Below are 15,485 nucleotides of genomic sequence, written 5' to 3'. Positions count from 1 at the left end.
CCCTCTCCCTTAAAGGGAGAGGGAACAGATCGAGGTATTTGCCTCCTGCAGTTTTTCCTCCTCGCCCCTTTGGGGACAGTTCGAGGAATCTACCTCTTGTTGTTTTCCCCCCTCGCCCCTCTGGGGAGAGGGCCGGGGTGAGGGGCCATTACAGCTCCCACACCCCGCATTCCACGCCGTTCACCAGCAATCGACGCTTTTCTCCCTCAGGCAAAGACAGCTTAATCTCGCGCCACGCGGGCAGATAATCCCCCTTACGGCTAAAGGCCACGTTAATCTCGCTGGCTGAACAGGTTATTTCCCAGCTAAGCCAGAGCGCGTTGCCTTCTTTATAACCCCAGGATTCTCCGTCATCCTCAAACAGCATGCCGTGGGACGTCCCAGCACCCTGCAGCGGGTAAATTTTCAGCTCACGAACGGTATCGTCCTGCGGGGAAACGTAGCTGATACGCTCGCTGTGAGGCAGAGCGGCACCGGCACGTACCAGCAGCGGCAAACGCTCAAGCGGGGCGGGCAGGGTGATGGTCTGGCCGCCGCTAAACCACTGGCCGGAATAATAGTCGTACCAGCCATACTCATTGGCTGGCAGCCATAAAGTACGTTCGCGCTGCCCCGGCTCCACCACGCTAGCCACCAGCACATCCCGACCCAGCAGGAACTCATCGCACTCATCGAACGTTTTTTCATCGTGATCATGGTCGAGGAAGGTCGACCGCAGCATGGGTTCATCATCTGCATGTGCCTGCCACAGCAGCGTGTAGAAATAGGGCAGCAGGCGATAGCGCAGCTCAATAGCGCTGCGGATGGCCGGAGTGACCGCCGGATACATCCACGGTTCGTTCACGGTGTGGTCATCATTCCATGAATGGATGGTAAAGCGCGGGTGCATCACGCCGTTCTGAACCCAACGAACGAAAAGCTCGGCATCGGGTTTATCACCCGAAAAACCGCCGACGTCATGCCCGACGTTAAACAGGCCGGACAGGCTCATGCCTACGCCCATCCGCGTGTTGTAACGCAGCGTATCCCAACTGGTGCGGTTGTCACCGCTCCACGTCTGAACGTAGCGCTGCATCCCGGCGCAGCCGGAACGGGAAATCAGATACGGGCGTTTTTCCGGGGAAAATTTCTGCTGAGCCTCCATCGAAGCGCGCATCATCAGCAGCGGCATGACCGGGCGAATATGTTTGATGGCTATCGGTTGGCCAAAGCCGTGACAGCGCGCTTCCCCGTCCCATACTTCGTACTCGTTGTTGTCGTTCCAGGTGGAACCAATGCCCATTTCCAGCAGTTGCGTGGTGACGCCGGCCTGCCACCATTTCACCGTGGCCGGGTTGGTAAAGTCCAGATGAGAGCCTTCATCGTCCCAGAAGCTGGAGCGTTCCGGCGCGTCGAATTCCGAATCTTTGATAAACAGCCCGCCTTTGGCAACCTCCTCATAGCGCGGATGATCCTGCAGCAGACAGGGTTTGATGTTGGCCGCAAGGCGGATCCCGGCCGCCATAAACGCCTGGCTCATCACCTTCGGCTGCGGCACTTTTTCATAGTTCCAGTTAAACACGTAGCGCTTGTTATTGATCGAGGTGTAGCCCGATGAAAGCTGGAATGAGTCGCACGGAATCGCGTGCTGCTGGCTGAGGCGGATAAAATTCATCAGCTGATTTTGGGCGTCCGGCGCGTCGGTGTAATGCATCGTTGAGCCGCTGTAGCCGAGGCTCCATTTTGGCCCGAAGAAGGTTTTCCCGGTCAGGCGGACGAAGGCTTTGGTGACATCCAGCACGCGCGGGCCGAGAAACAGGTAATAGTCCAGATCGCCGGCTTCTGCCTGCCAGCGGCGATAGGCCTTATGATAGTTGTCTATCTCGTTGCCCAGATCCAGCCAGCAGCTGCTCAGGTTGTCATAGAACAGGCCGAAGCTGACGTCGTCCCGGCGGGTAATGGTGAAGGGGATATGCTTGTAAAGCGGGTCGGTGGACACCGCGTTGTAGCCCATCGCATCCAGATTACGCATCTCATAGCGTCTGCCGGTGCGATTAAGCGGCCCGGCTTTTTCACCCAGCCCGTAAAAGCGCTCGCCGGCAAAGCGCCGCTGATAGTGGGCCACGCCATCACCGTGGGCGTTAAGCTGGTAAGCGCTGGTGGGGCGATCGCAGGCGAGAGGCTGCCATTCGCCCTTTTCGGATTTGTATTCCCATTCCAGATAAAGCGGCTGATGCACGGTCACGCGCAGGCTTTCGCTACTGATGATGAGAGCATCGGATTTCTGTTCCAGCGTGAAGCCTGGCAGGGTAAACCCGGCGAGGCTTTCGCGCTCGCGCCCCTCCCACGGGACATCCTGCTGCGGGGCGATGCTCCAGGTGCGGTTCAGCTCCAGGCCCTGTTGACGCTTAATCAGCACGCGAAACAGCTTATCTTCCAGCACATACAGGTGCAGCGAATGCTTGCCGTCGAGGGTCAGGATAACCTGACTGTCATCTTGTTTTGCGAGCGTCCAGTTCTTAAGTGTTTTCATGAGAGACCATCCATTCAGGTGCGTTTTGCGCGGCGTTCGGCGATAAACGCCACCAGGAACACCGCGCCGATCAGATCAAAAAAGCCCATGGCGATAAACAGCGGGTTGAAGCCAATCTTGTCGGCGGTGACGCCAATAATCAGAGAGAAGATAAAGCTGGCAATCCAGGCTGCCGAACCGCGCATGCCGTTGACGGTGGCCATCTGGCCTTTATCGAACGAGTCCACCACCAGCGCGCTGAGCATGCAGGAGATAATCTGGTGCCCGAAGCCGCCGATGGAGATAAGCAGGATGGCAATCCAGGGATCTTTAGTGACGGCGACCAGCGCCAGAGAAAGCATCAGGAACGCACCGGTCACTGAACTCGCCACCACGGAATTGGTGCGCGAGCAGCCAAAAATACGGACGTAAACTTTGGTCAGATAGCCGCTGGCGATGCTGCCGATATCGGCGGCCAGGAACGGGAGCCAGGCGAACATGGCAATTTGTTTGAGATCCATGCCGCGCTCGTTGGCCAGGTAAAGCGGGACCCAGAAGCTCAGGACCGCCCAGGCGGGTTCTGCCATAAAGGCCGGAATCGCGATGCCGTAAAAGCGTTTGTTTTTAGAGACGGTTTTCAGAGCGGTGAAAAACGGCAGTTTCACGGCGGGAGGCTCGTTGTCCTGTTTGATAAACGCCAGCTCTTCCTTGCTCAGGTTCGGGTGCTGCTCCGGGTTGTGGTAAAACAGGCACCACAGCACAACCCACCCCAGCGCCAGCGCGCCGCTGAACATAAACGCGCCCTGCCAGCCAAAAAAGCTGTGGGCGAAGTAGATAATCGGCGGAGCCAGCATCGCGCCGATGGAAAAGCCCACCCCGGCCCAGCCTGCGGCAATCGGGCGTTCTTTTTTCGGGAACCATTCACCCAGCGTTTTGGCGTTGGCGGGCGTGGCTGCGGCCTCCGCGCCGCCCATCATGAAGCGCAAAATAGCCAGCTGTAACCAACTCCCGGCTCCGGCATGCAGCATACACATCACCGCCCAGATACTGGCGCAGATCAGGAACCCAATCTTCAGGCCAATCACGTCTATCAGCCAGCCGCAGATGGGCTGAAACAGGGTATAGGCCAATTGAAACGCGCCGACTATCCAGGAGTATTGTTCGGTGGTGATGCCGAGGGAGGTTTTCAGTTCAGGTGCCAGGATCCCCAGCGCATTACGCGTGATGTAGTTCACGGTGACGCCAAGTAAGAACAGAACCAGAACCCACCAGCGCAAATGCCGGAAAACGCGTCCTGCCTTAACGGCGGTTATCGGTTGGTTGATGCCATGACTCATAGTTCACTCCACCTTGTAGGGTAATTAGTAGAATTGGTATGCCACTATTTTTTGGCGATGGATTTAATTTAATTATTTGATTTTTATATTTTTAATTCTATTTTCGTTTTGAGCGAGCAATCTCATTGGTCAACAAAACGGAGCGTAATTGAGTTATCAGCCAACCAATAGCCCAATTTTTGCAAACATTTTCACTATCTCGATCCGGCGCGAAGAAATGACGCTATTTTCCCGGCACTATGGCGTATCTATGGGCATGAAAATTTTTTCATTTCACAAATGGGCGTCGATCACAAAATGAGTAAAACGCTAAAAATCACCGAAATTGCCGCGCAAACGGGGCTGTCGATAAGCACCGTTTCCCGGGTGCTGGCGGGCAAGGGTAATACCAGCGAGTCGGCCCGCCAGCGGGTACTGGCCTGCGCCAAAGAGAAGGGCGTATTACAAGGGATTGCGGTGGGCAGATTGCTGGTCAACAGCCTGGTGGTTTTTGCGCCCCGTCGGGCGTTTGATGAGCGGCTGGACGTCTTCTACTACCGGGTGATGCAGGGCATCGGCAAGGCGTTGCTGCCCCACGACGCCAGACTGCGCTTCTGCGCGCTGGAAGAGAATGACAGCGATACCGGACTGTTTCTCAGCAAGATGAATGAGCCGGAAACCGAAGCTGCTATTTTGCTGGGAATCGACGATACGCGTATCCACGATCTGGCGGCGGATCTGGGCAAACCCTGTGTGCTGATCAACTGCCAGGATCGCAAAATGCGTCTTTCAGGCGTGGCGCCGGATCACCTTATGATCGGCCGCTTTGCCGCGAACTATCTGTTCGACATGGGACACAAAGGCGTGCTGACGTTAATGTGCCTGCGTCGCTACACCATGGAACAGCGCCTGGCCGGGATTCGTGATGCGTGGGACAGCCGGAATCTGTCGTTTGATGAGACGCGGCATTTGTTAGTCGCCCAAAGCTTCGGGGCCAAAGAGAGCGAAGCCTTAATCAGCGACTATCTGGCCGTTACGCCGCGACCGGCCTGGCCGAGCGCGCTGTTAGTCGGCGGCGACTTTATGGCGGCAGGTGCCGTCAGCGCTCTGCAAAAAGCCGGGCTGCGCGTGCCGCAGGATATGTCGGTGATGAGCATCGACGGTTTTAACCTGGCCGAAATCCATAACGTGGCTTTAACCTCGGTTCATGTGCCCAGAGACGAGCTGGGTGAGGAGGCGGTTCAGCTGCTGCAGCAGCGCCTGATGCGCCCGGAAGCGCCGGTGGTGAATATCCTGTTGGGCGGCACGCTGAAGGTGCAGGCGTCAGTGCGGCGAGTGGGAGCGGGGAAAGGCAGACCGGCCATGGCCAGCGATAAACTCTACGACTGAGCAGAAAAAAAGCATAAATAAACCCTAAACAGCGCAAGCTCTTTGCCTTGCGCCCTAAGTTTAAATCCCTACTATAGGCCGCGGAAGACTTGCAGTATCTCGTTAGGCGAGGCTCCTGTACAAACATAGGTTGCTGATCTGACGACGTCGAGAGACGCCCAAGATTAGGACAGGTTATATCGAGCGAAGGTATAACCCCAGGTAACTTCCCCCGCTTTTGGGGATACGTTGTACAGTGCTAAAACCGAGACATGGAGATAGCGTCAGCACTCTCATATCTTGCTTCGCCCCAGGATGAGGACTGTTTATTTTTAAAACAGTAACCGGGGAAACATCATGACCTTTTCAACAAATACCTCAGCGCACTCCCGCGCTTCACTGGCCGTGTCCGTCAAACTGCCATCCTCAGACGCACAAAATACCGTACTGGCTTACCTGAGCCAGGATTACATCGCTTTACCGCCGGGCACTTCGGTGCAGGATGCGCAGGCGTTGTTCTGTTCGGGCATTAAAAATGAGCAGATCCCGTCGCAGATTTTTGTGGTGGATGACGATGCACATCTGTTTGGCCTCGTGCCGGTAAAATCGCTGCTGCAGGCGGACAAAGAGGCGCTACTCAGTGACCTGATGCGGCCCGTGGCGTTCTCATTAACGCCGGAAAAAACGCGGCATGAAGCCTGCGTTGACATTAAAAAGGCGGGCGCTAACTACATCCCTGTATTGAGCTACGGCAAGCTGAAAGGCGTGTTGGGCCCGCAGGAAATCGCTCAGTTGCTTGAGGACGAAAACACGCTAGACAGCCAGCTGCAGGGCGCATCGTCACCGCTGGAAACGCCTTATCTGCAAAGCAGCGTCTTTACGCTGTGGCGCAAAAGATCGGTCTGGCTGCTGCTGCTGTTTGTGGCCGAGGCTTACACCAGCTCGGTGATTAAATCGTTTGAAGATCAGCTTGAAGCGGCGATTGCGCTGGCGTTCTTTATCCCGTTGCTGATTGGCACCGGCGGGAACACCGGCACACAAATTACCTCGACGCTGGTCAGGGCGATGGCGCTCGGCGAAGTGGGGCTCAAGGATTTGGGCGCTATTTTGCGCAAGGAGATCTCGGCCTCGGTGCTCATTGCCTTAACGATTGGCACCGCCGGGTTTATTCGGGCGTGGATGCTGGGCGTGGGTATGGAAGTGATGATGGTGGTCAGCCTGACGCTCATCGCCATCACCGTCTGGAGCGCGATTGTCTCTTCGATTATTCCAATGCTGCTACGGAAAGTGAATATCGATCCAGCCGTGGTGTCCGCGCCGTTTATCACGACCTTAATCGACGGAACCGGACTGCTGATTTACTTCGAAATCGCCAAAGTGATGCTCACCGATCTGGCGGTCTAAAAATAACGGGGATAGCGATATCCCCGTTTTCGTTTCTACCCGCACACTTCGCACTGCGGGTTCCGCGCCAGCTTCATCTCTCTGAACTGACAGGTCATTGCATCATAAAGCACGATTTTCCCACGCGCTGGGGTGCCGTAGTTTGCCAGCAGCTTGATGCCTTCCATGGCCTCTAACGAGCCGATAATCCCCACCAGCGGCGCCATAACGCCCGCCTCCACGCAGCTCAGCGTACTTTCACCAAACAGGCGGCTCAGGCAGCGGTAGCAAGGCTCGTTTTCCTGATACGTGAAGACGCTGACCTGGCCTTCCATGCGAATAGCCGCCCCGGACACCAGCGGGATCTTATGCTGATGGCAGCCGCGGTTGAGCTGGTTGCGAATGGTCACGTTATCGGTGCAGTCCAGCACCACATCGTGGCGGGCGATCAACCCGGAAAGCTGAGGGTATTCGAGCAGCGCATTGACGGTATCGAGTTGGATATGCGGATTAATCGCCGCCAGTGAATCCCGCGCGGAATCCACCTTCGGTTTACCAATCGTGGCATCGCTGTGCAGCGTTTGCCGCTGGAGGTTTGAGAGCGAAACGGTGTCGAAATCGAGCAGCGTGAGCTGGCCCACGCCCGCGGCCGCCAGATACTGTGCCGCCGCGCACCCCAGCCCGCCCAGCCCGACGATGAGCACTCGCGAAGCCTTTAGCTTTTCCTGGCCGTCAAAGTCAAAGCCGCGCAGCACAATCTGGCGGTTGTAGCGCAGCATTTCTTCATCGCTAAGCTCGACCATTCAGCCTCCGAACAGCGGATTAAACGGTTCGACCTCAACCCATTCCCCGGCCTCGACGTTGCCGCGCTCTCGCTCCAGCACCACAAAACAGTTGGCCTGGCTGAAGGAACTGAAAATATGCGATCCCTGATGCCCGGTACTTAATACCTCAAGGTCGCCTTGCTCATTGCGGCGCAGAATGCCGCGCTGGAAGTCGAGGCGGCCCGGTGATTTCTTCAGCTTGCCGACGGTACGGACGCGCATGCGCGGCGGCAGAGGACTGGCGATTTGCCCACTTAGCTTCGCCAACAGCGGCTGCACTAGCTGGTAGAACGTCAGGGCGGCGGAAACAGGGTTGCCCGGCAGGCCGCAGAACCAGCTGTTTTTCAGGCGACCAAAGGCAAATGGCTTACCGGGTTTAATCGCCAGTTTCCAGAAGCCCACTTCGCCCAACTCTTCGAGGATTTGTTTGGTGTAATCGGCTTCGCCCACGGAAACACCGCCGCTGCTGATGACCACATCCGCCCGGCTGTCCGCTTCGTTAAATACCGCGCGAAGGGCGGCCTGGTCATCCCGAACGATGCCGAGGTCGAGCACTTCACAGCCCAACTGTTCGAGCATGATGTGCACCGCCAGGCGGTTGGTATCGTAGATTTGGCCTTCGGCCAGCGGCTGACCCGGAAGCTGGAGCTCGTCCCCGGTGGAGAACACTGCCGCACGCACTTTGCGATAGACCTTCACTTCCGGGATGCCCAGAGAGGCTATCAGCGGCAATTCAGCGGCGGTTAATTTCACGCCTGCGGCGAGTACGCTGGCACCCTGATGGATATCCTCGCCGCGACGGCGAATATTCTGGCCGTTCTTCACGGGAGCGTTAAAACGCACGCCGCTTTCGGTCACTTCCGTCTCTTCCTGCATGACTACGGCTTCGGCTCCGGCAGGGATCGGCGCACCGGTCATGATGCGCACGCAGGTGCCCACAGGCCATTCGCCGCTGAACGGCTGCCCGGCAAACGCTTTACCTGCGACAGGCAGTGCGCCTCCGGCTTTAAGATCCGCCAGCCGTAACGCATATCCGTCCATCGCTGAATTGTCGAAACCGGGGACATCAAGCGGCGAGACCACCGGGGCTGCCGTGACGCGGCCCGCCGCCTGCAGCAGCGGCAGGGTTTCTGTTTCAGACAACGGATAAATACGGGACAGCATCTGTTCAAGTGCGGTTTCAAGCGGGATCAGCCCGGCGGTAAATTCCATTCATGACTCCTGGGGCAGGGGCAAAATAAGGGCTTAGTATGGCAGAAAACGCCGCCTGACGGCATGTCTGGGATCAGCAAAAACCTTTCACCAGTGGTCGGACATGCGTTACATCACGTTGTCACGTTTCTTCTTTACGCTCGGCCTGCGCGTCAATCGCCATTGGCTATAGTCATTGTGGCTAATAAAAAACCTTGCAAGGAAGAACTGATGATAAGCAAACAAAAAGCATTCAAATTCAGTATGCTGGCCGCCGCTGTGGGCTTCACCTCCTCCGCATTTGCCTTTGATTCCCTCACCGTTTTTGGCGACAGCCTCAGCGATACCGGCAACAACGGGCGCTGGACCTGGAACAGCAGCCAGAACAAGCTCTACGACGAACAGCTGGCCGCACATTATGGCCTGACGCTGACGCCTTCCCGCGAAGGGGGGAGCAACTATGCCGCAGGCGGGGGCACCGCAGTGCCAGCGCTTAACCCGGCCGATAATACGCAAAGCCAGGTTCAGCGCTACCTTAACCAGACCGGTGGGCGAGCGGACGGCAACGGCTTATACATTCACTGGATCGGTGGCAACGATCTTGCCGCCGCGGCCACTCAGCCCGCGCTGGCGCAGGGGATAGCGGCCAACAGTGCCGCCAACGCCGCCGCTCAGGTGGGGGCTTTGCTTGATGCGGGTGCCGGGCTGGTGGTGGTGCCGAACGTCCCGAATATCGGCGCGACGCCAACGCTAATGGAACTGGTACTCAGCGCCGGGCTGGGCGCGGCAGCTACGCCTGCTATTCAGGCCGCCTATGCGTCTTTGGATGCGGCACAAACGCCTGATCTGGCGAGCCGTCAGCAGGCGATTCATCAGGCGCTGCAGGCGGCGGCTTCCGTCGTCAGCACTAATCCACTCGTGCAACAGGGCGTGGCTGCCCAGTTGATAGCCGCCTACGATCAGGCCGTGCAGCAAGCTACTTTGCTCACCACGTTCTACAACAGCGCCGAAGATCAGGCCTTGCTGCAGCACGGAGGGAATATCGCCCGGGCGGATATCAACGGCGTCTTCCAGGAAATTCTGGCCAATCCTCAGGCCTTCGGCCTGACAAACACTGCCGGGATGGCCTGTCCGCCGGGCGTGGCGGCGACCGATTGCACCAGCTCCACGCCAGGATTTAACGCCGCTCAGGATTATCTGTTTGCCGATCATTTCCACCCGAGCCCGCAGGTTCACAGCATCATAGCCCAGTACATTGAGTCGATTATCGTCGCGCCCGTGCAGGTCACTCGCCTGAATCAGGGCACGCAGGCAATGGTGCGCGGTAGCCGGGCAACGCTCGATAGCCGCTATCAGCAGCTGCGCCAGGGCGATAACGCCGCAGGTTCACTGGGCGTGTTCGGCGGCTACAGCGGTGCGTATCAGCGGTACAGCGGCAGTAGTGAAACAGGGGACGGCAAAGGAAACACCAATAACCTGACCGTGGGTCTCGACTATCAGCTGAACGAAAACGTAGTGCTGGGCGGGCTGATCGCCGGTTCGCTGGACAATCAGCGCCCGGATGACGGCTACCGCTACGATACCCGCGGTTTTCAGGCGGCGCTTTTTGGCCAGCTTCGCGCGGGCCAGGCCTGGCTAAACGGAGATGTGCATTATCTCTCTGCCGACTTCACCAATATTCAGCGCGATATCACGCTGGGGCAGCTTACCCGCACGGAAAAAGGCGACACCGACGGCAGGCTGTATGGCGCGAGATTGACGGCTGGCTACGATATCCCCGTCGCAACCTGGCTGACCACGGGGCCGGTGCTGCAATACGCCTGGGATTACAGCCACGTCAACGGTTATAGCGAAAACGGCAGTAGCAGTACCGCTATGCGCTTCGGCGACCAGAACGGCCATTCGCAAATCGGCAGCGCGGGCTGGCGTGTGGACACGAAGCTGGGCGTCATTAATCCCTGGGCACAGGCAAGTTATCGCCATCAGTTTGGCGATGACAGTTACCGGGCGAGCGGCGGCCTAAAATCCACGGCGCTGACCTTCAGCCGCAGCGGCGAACAGCTGGATAAAAACTGGGCCGATATCGCCATCGGGGCAGATATGCCGCTTTCGAATACCGTGTCCGCATTCGCGGCGGTGGCACAAACGGCAGGCTTAAGCGACGGGAACCAGACGAGCTACAACGTGGGGATCAGCGCGAAGTTCTAAGATTTTGTTATTACCCTAAAAAATGGCGACTTTAGTTTCATAAGTCGCCATTTTCACTCTCTTCCGGGGCTGCCCGGGATTCACTGAATAAAGTCAATTTTCTTTACAACACTTTTACGTCTTTCTATATTCAAAAATCGTATCAATGTTTGGCAACGATTCTGATATTTATAGGAAAAACGCTGCCGGATACCACTTTCAACAGGCAATGCCGAATGACCAAAGCCGTTATCGCTATTCATGGCGGGGCCGGAGCCCTGACCCGCGCCCATCTGACGCCGGAAAAAGAGCTGCAGTTTATTAGCGCGCTCTCCGGCATTGTTGAAGCCGGGCAGCAGATCCTTGAACGCGGTGGCAGCGCGCTGGACGCGGTGACCGAGGCGGTGCGCCTGCTGGAGGAATGCCCGCTGTTTAACGCCGGGATAGGATCGGTGTTCACAAGCGCTGGTACACATGAGCTGGACGCCTGCGTGATGGACGGCAACAGCCTGAATGCTGGGGCGGTGGCGGGCGTGAGCCATATTCGCAACCCGATCCTGGCGGCAAGATTAGTGCTGGAAAACAGCCCGCACGTGCTGATGATTGGCGAAGGCGCGGAGCGTTTTGCCGTGCAGCATGGGCTTGAGCCGGTAGAAGCCACGCTTTTTTCCACCGAAGAACGCTATCAGCAGCTGCTGCGCGCCCGTGAAAGCCAACAGACGCTGCTGGATCATGACGGAGCTGAGCCGATTGATGCCGATAAAAAATTTGGCACGGTAGGCGCCGTGGCGCTGGATAAACTGGGGAATCTGGCGGCGGCAACGTCCACCGGCGGAATGACCAATAAACTGCCGGGCCGGGTAGGGGATTCGCCCTTAGTCGGTGCGGGCTGCTATGCCAATAACGCCAACGTGGCCGTGTCCTGCACCGGCACGGGTGAAGTTTTTATCCGCACGCTGGCGGCCTACGATATTGCGGCCCTGATGGAGTATGCCGGGCTAAGTCTGCAGCAGGCCGTTGACCGCGTGGTGATGGAGAAACTGCCCGCGCTCGGCGGCAGCGGCGGCATGATTGCCATCGACAATCAGGGGAACGTCGCACTGCCGTTTAACAGCGAAGGAATGTACCGTGGCTTTGGCTTTGTCGGCGATGCCCCGAACGTAGGAATCTATCGTGACCAGGAGAGTTAATGCCGCACAGTCATGAGCTACCGGATGAGCAGGTGCTTGCCGTTAGCGACCTCAATATTCGCTTTCGCCAACAGCAGCAGGTCACCGACGCGGTGCGTCACCTGTCGTTGACCCTTAACCGGGGTGAAACGCTGGCTATCGTGGGCGAGTCGGGTTCCGGGAAATCGGTCACGGCGATGGCCCTGATGCGCCTGCTGGAGCAGGGCGGCGGGCAGGTTAGCTGCGACAAGCTGCTACTGCGTCGGCGTAATAAAGAGGTGCTGAACCTGCCCGATCTGAGTAACGCCCAGATGCGTCGGGTGCGTGGGGCGGATGTGGCGATGATTTTCCAGGAGCCGATGACCTCGCTTAATCCGGTGTTCACCGTGGGCGAACAAATCGCAGAATCCATTCGTTTACACCAAAAGCTGGATAGCAGGGCGGCGCTGGCGGAAGCGAAGCGTATGCTGGAGCGTGTGCGTATTCCTGAAGCTCAGGCCATCCTGAACCGCTATCCGCACCAGCTCTCCGGCGGTATGCGTCAGCGAGTGATGATTGCCATGGCGCTTTCCTGTCGCCCGGCGGTATTGATCGCCGATGAGCCAACGACCGCCCTCGACGTGACTATTCAGGCTCAAATCCTGCAGCTAATCCGTGTTCTGCAGGATGAAATGCAGATGGGCGTCATTTTCATTACTCACGATATGGGCGTGGTGGCGGACATCGCCGACCGGGTGCTGGTGATGTACCGGGGCGAGGCGGTTGAAACCGGCACCGTGGAGCAAATATTCCAGAACCCACAGCACGCCTACACGCAGGCCTTGCTGGCTGCCGTTCCGCGGCTGGGCGCCATGAACGGCAGCGATTTACCGCGCAAATTCCCGCTGATAGTCCAAGGCCAACCGAATCAGCAAGAGCCCGAAACCGAGCAGGACACCATTCCCCCCGGCGCGAAGCCGGTGCTGGAAGTTCGCGATTTGGTGACCCGGTTCCCGCTGCGTAGCGGAATTTTCAACCGGGTGACGCGGCAGGTACATGCCGTTGAAAAGGTGAGTTTTGATTTACTGCCCGGCGAAACGCTGGCGCTGGTGGGCGAGTCCGGCTGTGGTAAATCGACCACCGGGCGCTCGCTGCTGCGGCTGGTGGAAACTCAGGGCGGCACCATCACTTTTAACGGTCAGCGTATTGATAATTTGCCCAACGGCGAGCTGCAGCACGTTCGCAAAGACATTCAGTTTATTTTTCAGGATCCGTATGCCTCGCTGGATCCGCGCCAGACCGTCGGCTACTCCATTATGGAGCCGCTGCTGGTGCATCAGGCGATGCCAAAAGAGCAGGCTCAGGAGCGGGTCGCCTGGCTGCTTGAACGTGTAGGACTCCAGCCGGAACATGCCTGGCGCTATCCACATGAGTTCTCCGGCGGCCAGCGGCAGAGGGTTTGTATCGCCCGCGCGTTGGCGCTGAACCCGAAGGTGGTGATTGCCGACGAATCCGTCTCGGCGCTGGATGTGTCGATCCGGGCGCAAATCGTTAACCTGCTGCTCGATCTACAGCGCGAGTTTGGCATCGCTTTTCTGTTTATTTCCCACGACATGGCCGTCGTGGAACGCATCAGCCATCGCGTGGCGGTAATGTATCTGGGACAGATTGTTGAAATTGGCCCGCGCCGCGCCGTGTTTGAAAACCCACAGCATCCGTACACCCGCAAACTTATGGCGGCGGTGCCGGTGGCTGACCCAACCCGCAAGGGACGCAAGCCTGTTTTAGTGTCTGATGAGATCCCCAGCGCCACGCGCAGCCTGGGGGATGAACCGCACGTAGCACCGCTGGTTGCGGTGGGACCGGGGCATTTTGTTGCCCGTCACCCCATCGGTAGCAGTGAAAATCGCCTATAAAGGAAAACAATAATGACAGCTAACACAACGCAAAAATGGCTGCTGGCGGCGGGAATTGCCTCCGCCGTTATCGCCACGCCCGCTTTCGCTGCTAAAGATGTCGTCGTAGCGGTGGCCTCAAACTTCACCACGCTCGATCCTTACGACGCGAATGACACGCTGTCGCAGGCGGTGGCCAAATCGTTCTATCAGGGTTTGTTCGGGCTCGATAAAGACATGAAGCTGCAGAACGTGCTGGCAGAAAGCTACAAAGTGTCTGACGACGGCCTGGTGTACACCATCAAGCTGCGCACGGGCGTGAAGTTCCAGGACGGCACCGACTTTAACGCCGAGGCGGTAAAAGCGAACCTCGATCGCGCCAGCAACCCGGACAACCACCTCAAGCGCTACAACCTGTATAAAACCATTGCCAAAACGGAAGTGGTCGATCCTTCCACGGTGAAAATCACCTTAAAAGAGCCGTTCTCGGCGTTCATCAATATTCTGGCCCACCCGGCAACGGCGATGATCTCCCCGGCTGCGCTGCAAAAATACGGCAAAGATATCGGCTTCCATCCGGTGGGCACCGGCCCGTATCAGCTGGATACCTGGAATCAGACCGATTTTGTGAAGGTGAAGAAATTCGCCGGTTACTGGCAGCAAGGCCTGCCGAAGCTGGACAGCATTACCTGGCGCCCGGTAGTGGATAACAACACCCGGGCGGCAATGCTGCAAACCGGTGAGGCGCAGTTCGCGTTCCCAATCCCTTACGAGCAGGCAGGCGTACTGGAGAAAAACAGCAAGCTTGAGCTGGTGGCTTCGCCGTCGATCATGCAGCGCTACATCAGCATGAACGTCACCCAGAAACCGTTTGATAACCCGAAAGTTCGCGAAGCCATCAACTATGCGATTAACCGCCAGGCGCTGGTGAAAGTGGCCTTCTCCGGCTTTGCTACGCCGGCAGAAGGCGTGGTGCCGCCGTCGCTTGCTTATGCCGAGAAATTCAAACCCTGGCCTTATGATCCAGCTAAAGCTAAAGCGCTGCTGAAAGAAGCGGGCTTCCCGAACGGTTTTGAAACCACACTTTGGTCCTCCCATAACCACAGCACCGCGCAGAAAGTCCTACAGTTTACCCAGCAGCAGCTGGCGCAGGTGGGCATCAAGGTGAAAGTGACGGCGATGGACGCCGGGCAGCGTGCGGCCGAAGTGGAAGCCAAAGGCCAGAAAGAGAGCGGTGTGAGAATGTTCTATACCGGCTGGTCGGCGTCTACCGGCGAGGCTGACTGGGCGCTGTCGCCGCTGTTTGCTTCTCAGAACTGGCCGCCAACGCTGTTTAACACCGCGTTTTACAGCAACCCGCAGGTGGATAAAGACCTGACTGATGCGCTGAAAACCACCAAGCCGGAAGAGAAAGCGAAGCTGTATAAAGATGCCCAGGACATTATCTGGAAAGAGTCTCCGTGGGTGCCGCTGGTGGTGGAGAAACTGGTTTCTGCCCACAGCAAAAATCTCACCGGGTTCTACGTGATGCCGGATACCGGGTTTAGTTTTGATAATGCGGATCTGAAGTAGCGTGATGATGACCCTCACCCCGGCCCTCTCCCTGAAAGGGAGAGGGGGAAAACAAAGTCTGTGTCTGCAACCTCTCTCCTATGGGGAGAGGGACTCAATGCCCTGTCCTT

Annotated in this window: 10 protein-coding genes and 1 riboswitch; of the genes, 6 read left to right on the top strand and 4 right to left on the bottom strand. The window is 57.6% G+C overall.

Annotation, left to right across the window (positions count from 1 at the left end):
• Positions 1 to 148: 148 nt before the first annotated feature.
• Together LH23_RS20695 and LH23_RS20690 are read right to left on the bottom strand one after the other, a co-directional pair.
• Positions 149 to 2,512, bottom strand: a complete 2,364-nt coding sequence (locus LH23_RS20695) for a TIM-barrel domain-containing protein (RefSeq protein ID WP_039295376.1) — start codon at positions 2,510 to 2,512, stop codon at positions 149 to 151.
• A 14-nt stretch (positions 2,513 to 2,526) separates the two neighbouring features.
• Complete coding sequence (locus tag LH23_RS20690) at positions 2,527 to 3,828, bottom strand: MFS transporter (RefSeq protein WP_039295374.1); 1,302 nt, start codon at positions 3,826 to 3,828, stop codon at positions 2,527 to 2,529.
• A 297-nt stretch (positions 3,829 to 4,125) separates the two neighbouring features.
• Between LH23_RS20690 and LH23_RS20685 the strand changes: the two genes are divergently transcribed.
• Positions 4,126 to 5,196 (top strand): LacI family DNA-binding transcriptional regulator, encoded by a 1,071-nt coding sequence (locus tag LH23_RS20685; protein WP_039297046.1) that lies wholly within the window; start codon positions 4,126 to 4,128, stop codon positions 5,194 to 5,196.
• Positions 5,197 to 5,287: 91 nt separating this feature from the next.
• Positions 5,288 to 5,460, top strand: a riboswitch (M-box (ykoK) riboswitch).
• Between the two features lie 72 nt (positions 5,461 to 5,532).
• Entirely contained in the window at positions 5,533 to 6,579 is a 1,047-nt protein-coding gene (locus tag LH23_RS20680; protein WP_039295372.1) for a magnesium transporter, read from the top strand.
• Between the two features lie 35 nt (positions 6,580 to 6,614).
• Here LH23_RS20680 and moeB read toward each other — a convergent pair whose 3' ends face one another.
• Both moeB and moeA read right to left on the bottom strand, forming a co-directional pair.
• Positions 6,615 to 7,361 (bottom strand): molybdopterin-synthase adenylyltransferase MoeB, encoded by a 747-nt coding sequence (moeB, locus tag LH23_RS20675; protein WP_039295370.1) that lies wholly within the window; start codon positions 7,359 to 7,361, stop codon positions 6,615 to 6,617.
• Positions 7,362 to 8,594 carry a molybdopterin molybdotransferase MoeA gene (gene moeA / locus LH23_RS20670; protein WP_039295364.1) on the bottom strand — a complete coding sequence of 411 codons (1,233 nt, stop codon included), beginning with the start codon at positions 8,592 to 8,594 and terminating at the stop codon, positions 7,362 to 7,364.
• Between the two features lie 243 nt (positions 8,595 to 8,837).
• On the opposite strand from moeA, the gene LH23_RS20665 reads away from it, so the two are divergent.
• The 4 genes from LH23_RS20665 to gsiB all read left to right on the top strand — a co-directional run bounded on the left by LH23_RS20665 (position 8,838) and on the right by gsiB (position 15,375).
• On the top strand, positions 8,838 to 10,781 hold the full coding sequence (locus LH23_RS20665) for an autotransporter outer membrane beta-barrel domain-containing protein (protein ID WP_419672753.1): 1,944 nt from the start codon (positions 8,838 to 8,840) through the stop codon (positions 10,779 to 10,781).
• Between the two features lie 215 nt (positions 10,782 to 10,996).
• A complete protein-coding gene (gene iaaA / locus LH23_RS20660) occupies positions 10,997 to 11,950 on the top strand; it encodes a beta-aspartyl-peptidase (RefSeq protein WP_039295359.1) in 954 nt (317 codons plus the stop codon).
• Positions 11,950 to 13,824, top strand: a complete 1,875-nt coding sequence (gene gsiA, locus LH23_RS20655) for a glutathione ABC transporter ATP-binding protein GsiA (protein ID WP_039295356.1) — start codon at positions 11,950 to 11,952, stop codon at positions 13,822 to 13,824. Before iaaA ends, gsiA begins: the two co-directional genes overlap by 1 nt.
• A gap of 12 nt (positions 13,825 to 13,836) precedes the next feature.
• A complete protein-coding gene (gene gsiB / locus LH23_RS20650) occupies positions 13,837 to 15,375 on the top strand; it encodes a glutathione ABC transporter substrate-binding protein GsiB (protein ID WP_039295352.1) in 1,539 nt (512 codons plus the stop codon).
• Positions 15,376 to 15,485 lie beyond the last annotated feature (110 nt).

The sequence above is a fragment of the Cedecea neteri genome (assembly GCF_000758305.1).
In the GTDB taxonomy this organism is placed as follows: Bacteria; Pseudomonadota; Gammaproteobacteria; order Enterobacterales; family Enterobacteriaceae; genus Cedecea; species Cedecea neteri_C.
This window is presented reverse-complemented; position numbering and strand designations above follow the sequence as displayed.